We start from the raw sequence: 16832 nt of genomic DNA on the forward strand, positions 1-16832 counted from the left end.
CATAACCTCACAAACGTGACGCCGCCTGTGAGCCGAACCCGGACCCTCATACCGGGCCGGGCCCTGCTCGCCCTCCTGATGACGGTGTGCTGGCTGGCCCTTCCCGCCTCGGTCGCCGCCCGTGCGGACGACCCCGTCGCACTGTCCCGGGACGGGCAGATCACCGACAGGGTCGGCGCACTGGGAAACCGGAAGGACCAGGTCGTCTCGGCCCTCGACCAGCTGTACGACAAACGCCGCGTCCAGCTCTTCGTGGCCTACGTCCGTGACTTCTCCGGAAGGTCCCCGCAGAGCTGGGCCGACGAGACGGCCAACCGCAACGGGCTCGGCCGCGACGACGTCCTGCTCGCCGTCGCCACCCACGACCGGCAGTACGCCTACTCGGTCGACCAGGACTCCCGCTTCACCGACGCCCAGCTCCAGGACGTGGCGAGCACCGCCATCGAGCCGGCGCTCAGGGAGAACGACTGGGCGGGCGCCGCGATCGGGGCCGCCAACGGGTACTCCGCCGTCCTGGCCGGCGCGGCCGTACCGACACCGGCCATCACTCCGGGCGCCGACGACCCGGGGACAGGCGCTTCCGGCGGGACGAGCGTCGGGGACCTGATCCTGCCGATCGTCGTCGTCATCGCGGTCGCGGCGGCCGCCGCCTACGGCTACACCCGCAGGAAGCGGCGCACCGCCACCCGTACGACACCCGGTGCGACCGGCTGGGGACCGGGCGGCACCGACCGGAGCACGTCGCCGGAACCTCCCGTTCCGCTGCCGGAACTCGACGCCGGAGCCAAGGAGACGCTGGTCGGCACGGACGACGCGGTCCGCACGAGCGACGAAGAACTCGGATTCGCCACGGCCCAGTTCGGCGAGGAGGCCGCGGCCCCGTTCACCGAGGCCGTCGCCTACGCCAGGGGCGAGCTCACGGCCGCCTTCCGGCTGCGCCAGCAGCTCGACGACGCCATTCCCGAGGACGATGCCACCCGGCGGCGGATGCTGGACGAGATCATCAGCCGCTGCGAGGACGCCAACACCCGCCTGGACGCGGTCTCCGAGGACTTCGACCGGCTCCGCGCGCTCGAACGCGACGCCCCGCAGGCGCTCGCCGCGGCCGAGAGCGCGTTCCGTTCGCTGGCGGGCCGGGTCTCCGCGGCCGAGACGACCGTCACCTCCATGCGCGGCCGCTACGCGGAGTCCGCCTCGGCCCCCGTCGCCGGCGCTGTCGAGCAGGCCAAGGACCGGCTCGTCTTCACGACGTCGTCGCTCAACCGGGCCCGGCAGGCGGTGGACGGCGGCGACAACGCGGCCGCCGCCGTATACGTACGGGCCGCCGAGGGTGCGGTCGGCCAGGCGACCACCCTCGTCGACGCCGTCGACCGGCGCGCACGGGAGGTGGCGGAGGCCGCTGACAAGCTGCCGGCCGCGCTCACCGAGACGGAGACGGACCTGGCCGACGCGGGCGGACTACTGGAGGGCACCGCAGAGGGGGTGTCCACGGCTGACCTCCGGGGCCGGATCGCCCGTGCGACAGCCGTGATCCGCGATGTGCGGGCAGAGGTGGGCGCCGGCCGGTACGACCCGATCGACGCGCTGCGCCGGGTGGAGGAGGCGGACGCGGCACTGGACGAGGCGCTGGCCGGTGCGCGCGAGCAGGAGCAGGACAGCCGGCGGGCTCGCTCGCTCCTCGACCAGACGATGCTCACCGCGCGATCCGCGATCGCCGGCGCCGCCGACTACATCAGCACCAACCGGGGGGCGGTCGGCAGCCAGGCCCGGACCCGCCTGGCGGAGGCGCAGCGAAGGCTGGAGCGGGCCGGCGAGCTGGCCGGGGCGGATGACGCGCAGGGGGCGCTGGCCGAGGCGCACCGGGCGGACTCGCTGGCAGGGCAGGCACAGAGCATGGCGGAAGGGGACGTGCAGGCATACGGGAACCGAAATGGTCCGGGCGGTGCGCGAGGAGGGGGCGGCGGGAGCGGGGGCGTGGGCGGTGCCGTCCTCGGCGGGATCATCCTCGGCGGGCTCCTGGGCGGGGGCGGCCGGGGAGGCGGATCCGGCGGCGGCTTCGGCGGCGGGGGGCTCGGCGGCGGGGGCGGCGGGCCGGGCAGCTTCGGCGGCGGGGGCACGCGCGGCCGGCGCGGCGGAGGCGGCCGCTTCTGACCGCGCCCAGCACAGGCGGCGCACGGGCAGCGCCGCAGACCGGCAGCACTGTCGGCAGAGCAACGCCGGGCGCGACAGCACGGGACGTACAGCACTGGACACACAGGAGAGGTGCCATGACCAAGCAGACCATTCTCGGACGCGTCACCCAGCTGGCGAAGGCCAACATCAACGCGCTCCTCGACCAGGCCGAGGACCCGCAGAAGATGCTGGACCAGCTGATCCGCGACTACACGTCCAACATCTCGGAGGCCGAACAGGCCGTGGCCGCCACGATCGGCAACCTGCGGCTGATGGAGCAGGACCACCGGGAGGACATCGAGGCGGCCGAGGAGTGGGGCGAGAAGGCGCTCGCCGCCAGCCGCAAGGCGGATGAGCTGCGCGCGGGCGGATCGGCGGCCGATGCCGACAAGTTCGACAACCTGGCCAAGGTCGCGCTCGGCCGGCAGCTCCAGTCGGAGAAGGAGGCGAAGACGGCGGAGCCCACCATCGCCTCGCAGACGGAGGTGGTGGACAAGCTCAAGTCCGGACTGGACCAGATGAAGGCCAAGCTGTCGGAGCTGAAGTCCAAGCGGGACGAGCTGGTCGCTCGGGCCAAGTCCGCACAGGCACAGAACCAGATGATGGACTCCGTCAAGAACATCAACGTCCTCGACCCGACCAGCGAGATCAGCCGGTTCGAGGACAAGGTGCGCCGTGAGGAGGCCAAGGCGGTGGGCAAGCAGGAGCTTGCCGCCTCCTCGCTGGACGCCCAGTTCGAGCAGTTGGACACGCTCGGGGCGAGCGCGGAGGTCGAGGCTCGTCTCGCAGCCCTGAAGACCAGCTCATGAGTCCGGTCCGGGCCGTGATCAGAACATGCTCAGAAGCTCCTCCACCGTGCGCTCGGCGGCCGGCCGGCCATCGGGCAGCGGCAGTTCGAACCAGACCGTCTTGCCACGCGGGGTACGCCTGGAACCCCAGGCGGCGCTCAGCAGGCCGACCAGTTGCAGACCTCGGCCGCCCTCGTCCGTGTCGCGTGCCCGCCGTCGCCTCGGCTGGACGAGACCCGCGTCCCACACCTCGCACACGAGGGTCCGGTCGCGCAGCAGCCTGAGCCTGATCTCGCCCTCGCCGTAGCGCAGGGCGTTGGTGACGAGTTCGCTGACGAGCAGTTCGGTGGTGTCCACCAGGTCGTCGAGGTCCCAGGCGAGCAACTGGCCACGGGCGAGCTCGCGGGCGCGGCCGACCGAGCGGGGTTCGCGGGGCAGCCGCCAGTCTCCGACGGCTTCGGTCGGCAGTCCCTGTATCCGGGCCATCAGCAGGGCGATGTCGTCCTCGCCGTGGCGGGTGTCGAGGGTGCTCAGTACGCGGTCGCAGACGTCCTCGAGAAGGGGCGCGGGTTCGACGAGCGCACCGCGCAGGGCCTCCAGGCCCTCGTCCAGCGGGTGGTCGCGGGACTCGACGAGGCCATCGGTGTAGAGGGCGAGGAGGGCGCCCTCCTTGAGTTCGACCTCGACTTCCTCGAAGGGCTCGCCGCCGACGCCCAGCGGCATGCCCGGCGGGACGTCGAGCAGCAGCGCCGGTTCACCCGGCTCGACCACGACAGGGGGGAGGTGTCCGGCATTGGCGAAGGTGCACCGCCGGGTGACCGGGTCGTAGACAGCGTAGATACAGGTCGCCAGGTAGACCTCGGACAGGTCCGCCTCGCGGGATTTGTGGGCGGCCCGCGAGGGCCACTGGGGGCCGCCGAGCCCGTCGGAGGAGGTGCTGCCACCGGGGGTGCCGAGGCCCCGGGCGACCTCGTCGAGGGCGGAGAGCACCTCGGCGGGTTCCAGGTCCAGGAGGGCCAGGGTCCGTACGGCGGTGCGCAGCTCCCCCATGGCCACCGCGGCGCGCAGTCCGCGGCCCATCACGTCGCCGACGACGAGGGCGGTGCGGTGCCCGGGGAGTTCGATCACGTCGAACCAGTCCCCGCCCACCTCGGTCGCCGTGTTGCCGGGCAGATAGCGGCAGGCTATGTCGAGACCGGCGGCCTCGGGGTCCCCGGGTGGCAGCAGGCTGCGCTGGAGTATCAGGGCCCGCTCGTGCTCGCGGCGGTAGAGGCGGGCGTTGTCGATGCAGACGGCGGCACGGGCGGCGAGTTCGGTGGCCAGCGCCCGGTCCCGTTCCCCGAAGGGTTCGCTGCCCTTCGTGCGGGAGAACTGCACGAGACCGACCACGGTGTCGTGGGCGACCATCGGCACGGCGAAGGTGGACTGGACGAATCCGCGGTCGTCGCCCGGCACGTCCTCGACATGGCCGGTGCGCAGGGCTATGGCGCACGGCGAGTTGAACGGGTAGCGGTGCACCGCTCCGAGCGCGGGCGGTCCGGCTGCCGGCTGGACCCGGGAGGCATCGCCGCCCGACCCGTGACCCTGACCGTGGCTGTGCCCGTAGCCGGATTCGGGGACGGTGTCGGGCAGCATGTCGGGCATGGCGTCCGAAACGGCGCTGGCGAAGGCGACACGACGCAGTTCGGCGGAGCCGCCGACCGATTCCTGGCGCAGCGAGCTCCAGCTGCCCGGCGGCGCTTCCTCGCCGGTGAGGAGTGACTGGTAGAGGTCGACGGACGCGAGGTCGCAGAAGCCGGGTACGGCGACGTCGAGGAGTTCGCGTGCGGTGGTCTCCAGGTCGAGGGAGTTGCCGATGCGGGCGCTGGCCTCGTTGAGCAGAGCGAGGTTGCGCCTGGCGCTGGCGGCCTCGCGGGCGGCGATATGGCGCCGGGTGACATCGGTGGCGAGTCCGGCGATGCCGATGGGCCGGCCCGATCCGCTGTGCACCCGGTAGAGGTTCATCGACCAGTGACGGCGCTCCGGTTCGCCCGGGGCGGTGCCGACGAGCTGGAGGTCGGTGACGGATTCACCGGTCTTCAGCACGCGGCTGAGAGTGGCGGCCAGCCGGTCGGCCTCCGTGCCGGCGAGGTAGTCGTGAACGGTCCGGCCGCGGTGGTCGTCGGCCCGGCCACCGAAGACGGTGGCGAAGCGCTGGTTGGCCCGCACCACCGTGAAGTCGGTACCGAACAGCACGAAGCCGAAGGGAGATTGGCCGAAAATCGCCTGCGAGGCAGCGAGGTCCGTCTCGATGCCGCGCAACGCGCGGACGTCCACGACGATGCAGACCGCTGCCCGTTCACCCGTCGCCGTCTCGCTCGGCATCACATAGATCTCAGCGAGCCCCTGCAGTGCGCTCTCGCCCGGCATGCGGAAGGGGACGAGACCCGTCCACTCCTTACCGTCGAGCACCTCACCGATCCGGCGATGGCCGTCACGGCGCAGCTCACCGGGCATGAAGGCCTCGACCGGGTCCTTGCCCAGCGCCTCGTCCGCGGCAACGCCAAAGAGGCCGGCGGCCCGGCGGCTCCACTGCTCGATCAGACCGTCGGGGCCGATCGAGAAGGAGGCGACCCTGATGTAGTCATAGATCGAGCCAGGCGGACTGCTCTGCCACACAACGTCGCCCGCTGTCCCAGGTATTTCGCTCACGCGACCGTCCCCTCCAGCTCACACACCGGACCGGTCCTGCCCGCAGTATTCAGCACTACGGCCCTCACCGACACGGCGTTCACGATCACAGCACGGTCTCAGTCCCTTTCAGCCAGGTTCTGCACGACCTCCGGTGATCGCCGTTCTCCCACCCCACTCCTAACCAGGCAGGGCCAGCTCGAACCACACCGTCTTGCCACTCTTTCCGCACCTGATCCCCCATCGCCTGGCGGAACAGGCCACGAGCTGCAGTCCTCTGCCACCCTCGTCGTCAGGTCCCGCCGCACGTTCGGTGGGCGGATCCGGAAGCGGATCGGAGACTTCCACCACCAGACCGGAATGCGCCGAGAGGCCGTCACCGCCGTGATGGGGCCGCACCACTCGCACTTCGATGGGGCCCGAGGCATAGCGCATGGAGTTGGTGACCAGCTCGCTGACCAGGAGTACAGCCACATCACCGACGGCCGCGTCGAGCCCCCAGCCGCGCAGCGCCTCATGGACGGCGTGCCGGGCCGTGCGCACGGCACCGGGTACAGCCGGAAAGCTCCACTCGGCGCAGTCGCCTTCGGTATCGATCACGCCGATCACTTCCCAAGACCAGCAACGGAGAACGTCCTGTTTGCGGGGGCTAAACAGGACATACCCGATATTCGACGCGGAATACCGGTCGGCGCCGACACGTGGGGCGTACGGGTGTAAGGCCATGCGCACGAACGGGTGTACGTGCAAGGAAAGGGCGCACGGTCCCTGGGGTGCGCGCCGCCGGGCAAACACCCCGCTCAGCGGTGTGCGCCGCCGGCCAGCCGCCGAACGGCTTCCGCGACCGCGGGGCGGTCCTGTTCCAGCCAGTCGACCGAGTCGCTCTCACCGGGGCCGAGCCAGCGAAGCTCGTCGTGGTCCTGGAGCGGGGCGGGCACGCCGGACACCAGACGGGCCGTCCACACCCTGAGTACGTAGCCGGGCTTCAGCGGCCACTGGCCGGGGAGGCGCTCCAGCGGTTCCGTCTCGATGCCGAGCTCCTCGCGGAGTTCGCGCACGAGCGCCTGCTCGCCGCTCTCGCCCGCCTCCACCTTGCCGCCGGGCAGTTCCCACCGGCCGGCCAGCTCGGGCGGGGCGCTTCGGCGCGCGGCGAGCAGCCGCCCCCGGTCGAACACGGCTCCGGCCACCACCACACGATCACTCATGCCCCGGAGCGTAATACCCGGCCGGGCCACCCCCGAGGGCACGGCACGGACGCCGGAGACCCGGCGGCCCGGCGCACGGCACGCGCTACGGCCGCGCGGCCTGCCCCACCCGCTCCACCCAGTAGAGCTGCTTGTGGCCGCGGACATCGAGCTTGTCGGCGGTCCGCTGCGCCTCGTCCTGCGTGGCGTACCTGCCCACGCGGTAGCGGTTGCCGTTGTCGTCCTGCCGTATCACCAGCCAAGGGAGCACGGCACCGCTGTCGCTCATCGTGTCCCTCCTGAGCATTGCGCCCCTCCCATCAACGGCGTGCATGTTTCTAAGGATCCCCAGGAAACCGCAGTACGCATATGCCCGAGCGTACGCCTGACCTTCACGCAACGAATACGTAATTGCACAAAGAGATACCGATCCGGCCAGGTGTGGACCAAATCCCGGGGGCGCATCCAACTGGATGCGCCCCCGGGGCCGTTCGGACCGGCCCGACGTGTGCCGGACCGGAGCGCTTACGCCTCGCCCGCCCCCTGACGCAACACCGGCACCGGCGCCGATACGGGCATCGCCGCCGATACCGGCACCACCACCGGCATCGGCATGAGGACCGGGCCGTTGGCCGGTTCCTTGCGGCAGACGTCACCGCACTCCGCGTCCAACGAGCAGCAGAGCGAGCAGATCGGGCCGGACTGCACGGGGCAGTCCGCGATGTCCGGGAGCTCGTAGGCCGTTTCGCAGACCGAGCAGGTGTGGGTGGCGGTGATGTCCGCGACCTCGACGCCCGGACCGTTCACCGGATTGGGCCTGGCCAGGTAGTACTTGCCCTTGGTCGCCCAGGCGATCAGCGGGCAGAGGGTCAGCGAGAGGCCGGCCGCGATAAAGGTGGAGAAGGCCTCCGCGTACGTACCGAACAACCCGAAGAAGGCGAGGATCGAGACGGTCGAGGCAATCACCATCGCGCCGAATCCCGCCGGGTTGACCGCGTACAGGTAGGCCCGTTTGAACTCGATGTACGGAGGGCTCAGCCCGATCCGCTTGTTGATGACCAGGTCGGCGGCGACCGCGGCGATCCAGGCGATGCCGACGTTCGAGTAGAAGCCCAGCAACTTGTTGAGGGCGGCGAACATGTTCATCTCCATCAGCGTGAGCGCGATGACGAGATTGAGGAAGATGTACCAGACCCGGCCGGGGTGACGGTGGGTGATCCGGGAGAAGAAGTTCGACCAGGACAGCGAGCCGCTGTAGGCGTTGGTCACATTGATCTTGATCTGCGACACGATCACGAAGAGCGCGGCGGCAGGCAGGGCGAACGACCCGAGCCACGGCTTCAGGGCCTCGATCTGCGGTGCGATCGGCTCCAGCGCGTGCGTCTTGCCGACCGCTTCGAGTGCGACGAAGGCGAGCAGCGCGCCCCCGAGCTGCTTGGCCGCGCCGATGATCACCCAGCCGGGGCCGGCGGCGAGGACCGCGAAGTTCCAGCGGCGCCTGTTGGCCGCCGTCTTCGCCGGCATGAAGCGCAGGTAGTCGGCCTGCTCGCCGATCTGGGCGATGAGCGAGAGTGCCACGCCGGTACCGAGCCCGAAACCCACCCACGAGAAGCCCGGTCCCGCCCCCTCCGTGCCACCGAAGGAGCTGAACGCGCCCCAGGCGTCGGGCGCTTCGAAGGCGAGGACGACGAACGGCAGCACCATGCCGATGATCCAGACCGGCTGGGTCCAGGCCTGGACCTTGGCGAGGGCCCCCATGCCCCGGAAGACGATCGGGATGACGATCAGGGTGGTGATCAGATACCCCGCCTGGACGGGCAGGCCGACGGCCTGATGCATGGCCTGCGCCATGATCGAGCCTTCGAGGGCGAAGAAGATGAAGGTGAACGACGCGTAGATCAGCGAGGTCAGCGTCGACCCGAAGTAGCCGAATCCGGCGCCACGGGTGACCAGGTCCATGTCCAGGCCGTACTTCGCGCAGGCCCGTGCGATGGGGATGCCGGTGAGGAAGATGATCGTCGCCGCCGCCAGGATCGAGGCCAACCCGCTGGTGAATCCGTAGGTGAAGACGATCGAGGCACCGATGGCGAAGTCGGCCAGATAGGCGATCCCGCCGAGCGCGGTACCCGCGACCACGGCGGGCGACCAGCGCCGGAACGAGTGCGGAGCGTAGCGGAGGGAGAAGTCCTCGCGGCTCTCGTCGGCGGCGAGCTTGGCGTAACTGCGCCTGGGCGGCGGGGAACCGGCCGCGCTCCCCGGGGACTCGGTCCCGCCCCCCGGGGCACCGGCCGCGCTCCCCGGGGCTCCTGGGGCGGCATCCGCCTCAGGAGCCCCGGCCGTCTGGGGTATGGCTGTGTCCGTCATCGGTGACTTCCCGTTCGTCAGTCCGGTGTGCGGGTTCGAAACGGGAAGTTAGGAGCAGGACATGACAAGCCATCACAGTCGACGATTGCCCGGCTGTTACGGGACCCGGGCGGACGTTAACTTGTCGTCACGGGCTCCGGACGGGCTCCACCGGCTATCGGTCACCCAACAGCCAGGGCTCTCGCGGGGGCCGGTCATCTGACCGGCAGATGGTAGGCGATCCGATAGCGATCGGCGGGCACCACCACGTCGGCGGTCTCGACCGGCCGGCCCGACGCGTAGTACGTGCGCTCGATCACCATCACCACATGGCCCGGCACCCCGCCGAGCGCCAGGAGCTCCTCCGCCAGCCCCGGGCGCGCGCCGACCTGCTCGGCCACGTTGTCCACCACCACATCGATGGCGGCCATCCGCTCAACCACCCCGCAGCCGCCCAGCGGGCCCTCCTCCGGCAGCATCACCGGCGTGCGCCCGGTGACGGCGAGGGTCTCCCAGGAGGTCGAGAGCATCATCGCCTCGCCCGCCTCCCGGAACACGTAGCGCGTGCGCATCACCCGGTCGCCGGGCTCGATCCCGAGCCGTTCGGCGACCTCCGGACTCGCCCCCTCCTGTTCGCTCCGGGACTCCCAGGTCCCCCGCGCGCCCTCGGCCGTCTGCTCCTGCCGGAACGGGCTGGCACCGCTCTCCGACCGGAAGCCGGAACGGGCGATCCGGCGCGGGACCGGGCGCTCGCGCACATACGTGCCGGAGCCGGAGCGGCCCTCGACCAGCCCCTCGGCCATCAGCACCTTGCGTGCTTCCAGCGCGACGGTGTCCGAGACCCCGTACTCCTCGCGGATGCGCGCCTGCGACGGCAGGCGCGTATGCGGCGGCAGCGAACCGTTGACGATCTTCTCTCTCAGATCGCTCGCAACGCGCAGATAGGCGGGCCGCTCACCGAAAGTCACAGGCCACTCCCCAAGAGGTTGACAGACTGCAACAGCGTCGCAACCGTCGGTTCCGGACCGCAAGCACAGGCCAGAGATTCACTCGAAGTGATGATTCGTCACCGATGCGCGCATACCCGCACCCGGAGCCGCCGCGAGCACTGCGGCCGCTCGCCGCGGCCCGTCCGCCGCTTCCCGGGGTGCGACTCGCCGCCGGATCCGTCCGCCCCCTTGACCCCATTTGGTCCAGACCAATAACTTCCTCTCCACACAGCACGGCTCACGCACCTCTCAGCACACGCACAGGAACGGGCCTCATGCGTCGAAGAACCCTGTCCAAACTGGCCATTGCCGCCTGCGCCTTCTCGCTGGCAGCCGCCCTCACCCCCGCCGCCAACGCCTCCGCCGGACACGGCGGGGACCAGGGCAACGGCCGCGGGGGAAGCGCTCACCACGACGCCGCTCCCGCCTACAAGCGGGTCGGCTACTTCACCCAGTGGGGCGTCTACGGACGCGACTTCCAGGTCAAGGACCTGGAGACGAGCGGCACGGCGGCCAAGCTCACCCACGTCAACTACTCCTTCGGCAACGTCAGCGCCGACGGCAAGTGCTTCACCGGCAACGTGCCCGGCGAGGCCGACGCCTGGGCGGACTATGTCCGCCCGCTGGACGCCGCGGGCTCGGTGGACGGCGTGGCCGACACCGACACGCAGGCCCTCGCGGGCAACTTCAACCAGTTGCGCGAGCTCAAGGCCGCACACCCCGGCCTCAAGGTGATGATCTCGCTGGGCGGCTGGAGCTGGTCCACCCACTTCTCGGACGCGGCCCGCACCGCGGCCTCCCGCAAGGCCTTCGTCTCCTCCTGCATCGACCTGTACATCAAGGGCAACCTGCCCGTGGACGGGACACGTGGCGGAGAGGGCGCCGCGGCCGGTCTCTTCGACGGCGTCGACATCGACTGGGAGTGGCCGGGATCGGCCGGTGACACCGATACGGTGTACCGCCCGGAGGACAAGCGGAACTTCACCGCCCTGGTGCACGAGTTCCGCACCCAGCTCGACGCCTACGCGAAGAGCAGCGCCGCGTCCCACAAGGGGCAGCAGGGCAGGAGCCACGGCTCGAAGCCCAAGCACTACGACCTCTCCGCGTTCGTCCCCGCCTCCCCGCAGAAGATCGACGCGGGCTTCGACGTCCCGCGCATCATGCGGGACTTCGACTTCGTGAACCTCCAGGGTTACGACTTCCACGTCTCGGGCGAGACGACAACCGCCCAGCAGTCCGCGCTGTACGCGAAGGGCGACTTCAGCGGTGACCGGACAGTGCGCGACTGGCTGAAGCGTGGCGCCCCGGCCCGCAAGCTGGTGCTGGGAATGCCGTTCTACGGCCAGGGCTGGACCGGGGTGACCGGTGGCGGCGACGGTCTGGGGCAGCCGGCCGCGGCGCCCGCCCCCGCCACCTGGGCGGCAGGTTACGAGGACTACAAGGCCCTCAAGAAGCTGGCCGAATCCGGTGCGTACAAGGTCCATCGCAACGTCCGGGACGGCAGCGCCTGGCTGTTCGACGGCACTACCCTGTGGACGTACGACGATCCGCAGGTCCTGCGCACCAAGACCACCTACATCCGCGACCACCGGCTCGGCGGCGCGATGTTCTGGTCGCTGGACGGGGACACCGACGACGGCGAGCTGATGGCCGCAGTCGACCGAGGGCTCTCCCGGCGGTAACGGCTCCCGGGCCCGGGGCGACCGCGAGGGCGCAGCCGCCCCGGGCTCCTGCCGCCGCCTGGCATGCTGGCCGGCATGGCCACCGCATACCGCTGCCCGCAGGACGGGACCCTCGCCGCGACGACTTCGCTGACCTGGTGCTGTCCGGTCTGCCGAGGCCCCTGGGACCTCGACTTCGAGAGCGCGGGCCCCCTGCGTCCCGACGCCCTGCCCGGACGCGTCAACTCCCTGTGGCGTTACGAGGAGGTGCTGCCGCTCTCGTCCCCCACGACCACTCTCGGTGAGGGCCGCACCCCGCTCGTGCCGCTCACCGATACGGTCTCGGCCAAGCTCGACTTCCTCATGCCGACGCTCTCCTTCAAGGACCGCGGCGCGGTGATGCTCTCCGAACTGGCCCGGCGACTCTCCCCCGCGCGCGTCGTGGCGGACAGCAGCGGCAACGCGGGAACCGCCGTGGCGGCCTACTGCGCCCGCGCCGGGCTGCCGTGCACGGTGTACGTCCCCGAGGGCACGTCCCCGAAGAAGACCGAGCAGATCCGGGCGCATGGAGCCCGGCTGGAAATCGTCGCCGGGGACCGTGAGGCGACCGCTCTGGCCGCCCGGACCGCCGCCGACGCACCCGGCACCTTCTATGCCTCGCACGTGTTCAACCCGTACTTCCTGCACGGCACGAAGACCTACGTGTACGAGCTGTGGGAGGACCTCGGCGGCAGACTGCCCGACGCGATCGCCGTACCGGTCGGCAACGGCACCCTGCTCCTCGGCGCTGCCCTGGCCGTCGCGGAACTCCGCGAGCAGGGGCTGATCGACACCCGTCCGGCCCTGATCGCCGTACAGGCCGAGGCCGTCTCCCCACTGGCCGAGGCCTTCCGCGCGGGCGCGGACGACCTCCTCGACAGCAGGGCCCGAGCCCTCTCGACCACCCTCGCAGAAGGGATCGCCATCCCCCGGCCGCCGCGCGCCCGCGCGATCCTGGCGGCGGTGCGCGAATCGGGCGGCACCTTCCTGACCGTGACCGAGGATCAGATCCGTGCCGCCCAGCTGGATCTGGCCGCGCGCGGCTTCTACGTGGAGACGACAGGGGTCGCGTGCTGGGCCGCGGTCGGCGGCTGGACGGACCGCAGCGTCGTCGTACCGCTGTGCGGCGCGGGCCTCAAGACGGGGCTCGCGGCCTGACCCGAGGGCCGGGACGAGGGCGCGGGACGAGGCCTGGGACGAGGGCGCGGGACGAGGCCTGGGACGAGGGCGCGGGACGAGGCCTGGGACGAGGGCGCGGGGCCGGGAGCCCGAGGGCTTGCCGAAGCGGCCGGCGCCTCCCGCGCGCCCCGTTGTCCGCTGTCCGCTGTCCGCGTCAGCCGTTCACCCGCGCGCCGTGCGACGCCGCGCCGTGCCCGTTTCCCTACGTTCGTACCGTGAGCCTCTCGCGTATCTCCCTCCTCACGTCACTGGTCGCCTGCGCCCTGATCGCGCCGCTGCCGCCAGGCGCCCACGCCTCGGAGCGGTCCGCGCCCGCCCCGGCGCCCGACGTGGCCTGCGGCCGCGACACCGACCCCGCCTGGGCGCCGACGTCCACCACGTTCGGCGAGGCCAAGGGCTACGACCCCTACGTGGGCAACGGATACCTGGGCCACCGCGTGCCCGCCGCCGGCGCCGGATACGCGGAGCCGGGCGAGAAGACCGGCTGGCCGCTGTTCACCCCGCGCTACGACGGGGCTTTCGTCTCCGGGCTGTTCGGCCGCGATCAGGAGCTGGCCGCCGGCCGTGAGGTGGCCGCCGCGCTGCCCAGCTGGACCGGCCTCGACGTGCGCGTGGGCGAGGAGACGTACGGCTCCGCCACCCCGGCGGCCCGGATCTCCCGGTACCGCCAGACGGTGTTCATGCGCTGCGGGCTGGTGCGTACGTCGCTGCGCTGGACGGCCTCAGACGGCCGCGCGACCGACCTGACGTACGAGGTGCTGGCCGACCGCGCCTCCGTGCACACCGGCGCGGTCCGGCTGCGCATGACCCCGCACTGGAGCGGCACGGCGACGGTCACCGGCCGGCTCGACCCGCGTGGCGCACGCCGGATCGCACTCGAGGACGACGGAACGTTCCGCACGCGGGGCACCGGAACCGCCGGAGCGATCGTCCAGACGATGCGCCGGGGCCGTCTCGGCGCGGCTCGCTCCCGGGTGAGCGCCGGACGCACCTACACGTTCGAGAAGTACGTCGGGGTCGACACCGCGCTGACCTCACGCTCCCCGCGCACCACCGCCCGTGAGGCGTCCCGGCGTGCGGCTCGGCTCGGCTGGGCCGCGGTCCTCGCGGAGAACGCCGCCGCCTGGCGCCGGGACTGGTCGGCGGACGTGTCCGTGCCGGGCAGCCCCGACCTCCAGAAGTGGCTGCGTTCCGCGCAGTACGGGCTCCTCGCCGCCACCCGCGCCGGTTCCCGCGACAGCATCGCCCCGGCCGGGCTGACCAGCGACAACTACGCGGGCATGGTGTTCTGGGACGCCGAGACCTGGATGTACCCCGCGCTGCTCGCCACCCGTCCCGAGCTGGCCCGTTCGGTGGTCGAGTACCGCTACCGGACGCGCGACGAGGCCCGTACCAATGCCGGGAAGCTGGGGTTCAAGGGGCTGTTCTACCCCTGGACGAGCGCGAGCAGGGGCCGGCTCTGGTCCGAGTGCCAGAGCTGGAACCCACCGCACTGCGTCACACAGAACCATCTCCAGGGCGATGTCTCACTGGCCGTCTGGCAGTACTACCTGGCCACCGGCGACCGCGACTGGCTGGCCGGCCACGGCTGGCAACTGCTCCGGGGCATCGCCGACTTCTGGGCCTCGCGCGCCACCGCGAACGCCGACGGCAGCACCTCCGTGAAGGAGGTGGCGGGCCCGGACGAGTACAGCAACGGCGTCACGGACGGGGTGTTCACCAACGCCGTGGCCGCCACCGCCCTGCGCAACGCCACCCGCGCGGCCGAGCTCCTCGGCCACCCCGCTCCGGCCGAGTGGAACAAGGTCGCGGACGGACTGCGCATCCCCTACGACCCGGAGCGCAAGCTGTTCCTCCAGTACGCGGGCTACGACGGCTCGACGATCAAACAGGCCGACACCGTGCTGCTCATCTATCCGCTGGAGTGGCCGATGGAGCCGGGCGCGGCGGCCGCCACGCTCGACTACTACGCGGCCCGCACCGATCCGGACGGCCCGGCGATGACGGACTCGGTCCACGCGATCGACGCGGCGGCGACCGGGGAGCCGGGCTGTGCGACGTACACCTACCTTCAGCGTGCCGTGCGCCCGTTCACGCGCGGGCCGTACGCCCTCTTCAGCGAGGCGCGGGGCGCGAAGTCGGGTGCGCAGGACCCGCTGTCCGGCTTTCCCGCCGAGGACTTCCTCACCGGCAAGGGCGGCTTCCTCCAGGTGTTCACGCACGGGCTGACGGGGTTGCGGCTGCGCGAGGACGGGGTGCGGCTGGACCCGATGCTGCCGCCGCAGCTGCACGAGGGCGTGACGCTGACGGGCCTGCGGTTCCGGGGGCGTACGTACGACATCGCGATCGGCCCCCGGACTACGCGGGTCCGGCTGGCCTCGGGCGCCCCGTTCACCGTCGACACCCCGTCCGGGCCCCGCACGCTGTCCACCACGCTGACGCTCCCCACCCGCCGCCCCGACCTCACCCCGACCGCCGACGCGTCCCGTTGCCGCCCGGCGACGGCCACCTCCGAGACCCCGGGCCTCTACGCGGCGGCGGCGGTGGACGGCAGCACCGCGACGGCCTGGTCCCCGGACGGGGCGACGGGCACGCTGACCGTCGACCTCGGCCGGACGGGCGCGGTGACGGGGATCGCGGCCGAGTGGACGGACGTGCGCCCCGCCTCGCACCGCCTGGAGACCTCGGCGGACGGGCAGCACTGGGAGCCGTACCGGGCGGGGGCGCTCGCCCGCGAGGTGCGGGTCACGGTCCGGTCGGCGGATGCGGACGAGCCCACGGGAGTACGGGAGCTGAGGGTCACCCAGCCCTGAGGGCTGCCCGGACGGCCGGTCGCACAGCGGCGGGCAGCCGTGCACACGGGTGAATCCCGGCCCGCCGGGAATAGCGGGCGCGGGCCGGCGTTGGCCACAGCATGACTTCTGAGACACGCGAGGCATTCGGACGGATCGGCATCTGGAGCAGCGCCCTGCACGGGTCGCGGGTGGACGACGCGGGAAAGCGGGCGATCGCGGAAGCCGTCGCCGAACTCGATGAGCTCGGGTACGGGACGCTCTGGATCGGCGGCAGCCCTTCGGCCGACGACGCCGCGGCGGTCGTCGCCGCCACCCGCAGGGCCACCGTGGCGACCGGCATCCTGAGCATCTGGGACCACAAGGCGCAGGACGTGGCGGCCCGGATCGCGGCGATCGACGCGAGCGCGCGCGGGCGGTTCGTCCTCGGCCTGGGCGTCAGCCACGGCCCGATGGTGCCGCAGTACGCGAAGCCGTACAGCGCGATGGTCGCCTACCTCGACGCCCTGGACTCCGCCGTCCCGCCCGTGGACTCCGGACATCGCCTCCTGGCCGCGCTCGGCCCGAAGATGCTGAAGCTGGCGGCGGGCCGGGCGCTGGGCGCGCACCCCTACCTCGTCACCACCGAACACACGGCGGAGGCACGCGAGGCGCTCGGCCCGGACGCGTTGCTCGCCCCGGAGCTGTCCGTCGTGCTCGACACCGACCTCGACCGGGCCCGCACCACCGCCCGGAACATGCTGGGTATGTATCTCCAGCTCCCCAACTACACCGACAACCTGCTGCGCCTGGGGTTCGCGGAGAGCGACTTCGCGGACGGCGGCAGCGTCCGTCTGCTCGACGCCCTCTTCGCCCTGGGTGACGTCGAGCAGGTGAAGGCGCGGACGCAGCAGTACCTCGACGCGGGCGCCGACCACGTCGCCCTCCAGGTACTCACGGCCGGCGAGGGCGGCGGCGGTCTGCCGCGCGCTCAGTGGCGAAAGCTCGCCGAGGCCTTCGGCGACGAGCTGTAGCC

The 16832-nt window shown here is 71.7% G+C and carries 12 protein-coding genes; 6 read left to right on the forward strand and 6 right to left on the reverse strand.

Going from position 1 to position 16832, the window contains the following annotated elements:
- The first annotated feature begins 27 nt into the window (after positions 1-27).
- On the forward strand, positions 28-2151 hold the full coding sequence (locus EDD93_RS03630; RefSeq protein WP_123523793.1) for a TPM domain-containing protein: 2124 nt from the start codon (positions 28-30) through the stop codon (positions 2149-2151).
- Positions 2152-2267: 116 nt separating this feature from the next.
- Complete coding sequence (locus EDD93_RS03635; RefSeq protein WP_123523794.1) at positions 2268-2981, forward strand: PspA/IM30 family protein; 714 nt, start codon at positions 2268-2270, stop codon at positions 2979-2981.
- Between the two features lie 18 nt (positions 2982-2999).
- On the opposite strand, the gene EDD93_RS03640 is transcribed toward EDD93_RS03635, so the two are convergent.
- The 6 genes from EDD93_RS03640 to EDD93_RS03665 all read right to left on the reverse strand — a co-directional run bounded on the left by EDD93_RS03640 (position 3000) and on the right by EDD93_RS03665 (position 10125).
- On the reverse strand, positions 3000-5618 hold the full coding sequence (locus tag EDD93_RS03640; RefSeq protein WP_185092454.1) for a SpoIIE family protein phosphatase: 2619 nt from the start codon (positions 5616-5618) through the stop codon (positions 3000-3002).
- Between the two features lie 192 nt (positions 5619-5810).
- The gene (locus EDD93_RS03645) at positions 5811-6239 is read right to left on the reverse strand and encodes an ATP-binding protein (RefSeq protein ID WP_123523796.1); all 429 of its coding nucleotides are present in this window, start codon (positions 6237-6239) and stop codon (positions 5811-5813) included.
- Positions 6240-6430: 191 nt separating this feature from the next.
- Positions 6431-6835: a (deoxy)nucleoside triphosphate pyrophosphohydrolase gene (locus tag EDD93_RS03650; protein ID WP_123523797.1), complete on the reverse strand. Its 405-nt coding sequence runs from the start codon at positions 6833-6835 to the stop codon at positions 6431-6433.
- Positions 6836-6920: 85 nt separating this feature from the next.
- On the reverse strand, positions 6921-7103 hold the full coding sequence (locus tag EDD93_RS03655; protein ID WP_123523798.1) for an SPOR domain-containing protein: 183 nt from the start codon (positions 7101-7103) through the stop codon (positions 6921-6923).
- A gap of 236 nt (positions 7104-7339) precedes the next feature.
- Positions 7340-9178, reverse strand: coding sequence for a cytosine permease (locus EDD93_RS03660; protein WP_260255608.1), 1839 nt, complete (start codon positions 9176-9178; stop codon positions 7340-7342).
- 194 nt (positions 9179-9372) lie between these two features.
- Complete coding sequence (locus EDD93_RS03665) at positions 9373-10125, reverse strand: GntR family transcriptional regulator (RefSeq protein ID WP_123523799.1); 753 nt, start codon at positions 10123-10125, stop codon at positions 9373-9375.
- 296 nt (positions 10126-10421) lie between these two features.
- Between EDD93_RS03665 and EDD93_RS03670 the strand changes: the two genes are divergently transcribed.
- The 4 genes from EDD93_RS03670 to EDD93_RS03685 all read left to right on the forward strand — a co-directional run bounded on the left by EDD93_RS03670 (position 10422) and on the right by EDD93_RS03685 (position 16830).
- Positions 10422-11828 carry a glycoside hydrolase family 18 protein gene (locus EDD93_RS03670; protein ID WP_123523800.1) on the forward strand — a complete coding sequence of 469 codons (1407 nt, stop codon included), beginning with the start codon at positions 10422-10424 and terminating at the stop codon, positions 11826-11828.
- Positions 11829-11903: 75 nt separating this feature from the next.
- Entirely contained in the window at positions 11904-13004 is a 1101-nt protein-coding gene (locus EDD93_RS03675; RefSeq protein WP_398902813.1) for a threonine synthase, read from the forward strand.
- A 236-nt stretch (positions 13005-13240) separates the two neighbouring features.
- Positions 13241-15838, forward strand: coding sequence for a discoidin domain-containing protein (locus tag EDD93_RS03680; protein WP_123523802.1), 2598 nt, complete (start codon positions 13241-13243; stop codon positions 15836-15838).
- A 101-nt stretch (positions 15839-15939) separates the two neighbouring features.
- Positions 15940-16830 (forward strand): TIGR03620 family F420-dependent LLM class oxidoreductase, encoded by an 891-nt coding sequence (locus tag EDD93_RS03685; protein ID WP_123523803.1) that lies wholly within the window; start codon positions 15940-15942, stop codon positions 16828-16830.
- Positions 16831-16832 lie beyond the last annotated feature (2 nt).

Source organism: Streptomyces sp. 840.1, from assembly GCF_003751445.1.
Taxonomy (GTDB): Bacteria; Actinomycetota; Actinomycetes; order Streptomycetales; family Streptomycetaceae; genus Streptomyces.

Excerpts from the sequence above, each read along its gene's own strand:
- EDD93_RS03685 (WP_123523803.1), top strand. The coding sequence starts at position 15,940 with ATGACTTCTGAGACACGCGAGGCATTCGGACGGATCGGCATCTGGAGC.
- EDD93_RS03675 (WP_398902813.1), top strand. The coding sequence starts at position 11,904 with ATGGCCACCGCATACCGCTGCCCGCAGGACGGGACCCTCGCCGCGACG.
- EDD93_RS03650 (WP_123523797.1), bottom strand. The coding sequence starts at position 6,835 with ATGAGTGATCGTGTGGTGGTGGCCGGAGCCGTGTTCGACCGGGGGCGG.
- EDD93_RS03660 (WP_260255608.1), bottom strand. The coding sequence starts at position 9,178 with ATGACGGACACAGCCATACCCCAGACGGCCGGGGCTCCTGAGGCGGAT.
- EDD93_RS03670 (WP_123523800.1), top strand. The coding sequence starts at position 10,422 with ATGCGTCGAAGAACCCTGTCCAAACTGGCCATTGCCGCCTGCGCCTTC.
- EDD93_RS03655 (WP_123523798.1), bottom strand. The coding sequence starts at position 7,103 with ATGAGCGACAGCGGTGCCGTGCTCCCTTGGCTGGTGATACGGCAGGAC.
- EDD93_RS03635 (WP_123523794.1), top strand. The coding sequence starts at position 2,268 with ATGACCAAGCAGACCATTCTCGGACGCGTCACCCAGCTGGCGAAGGCC.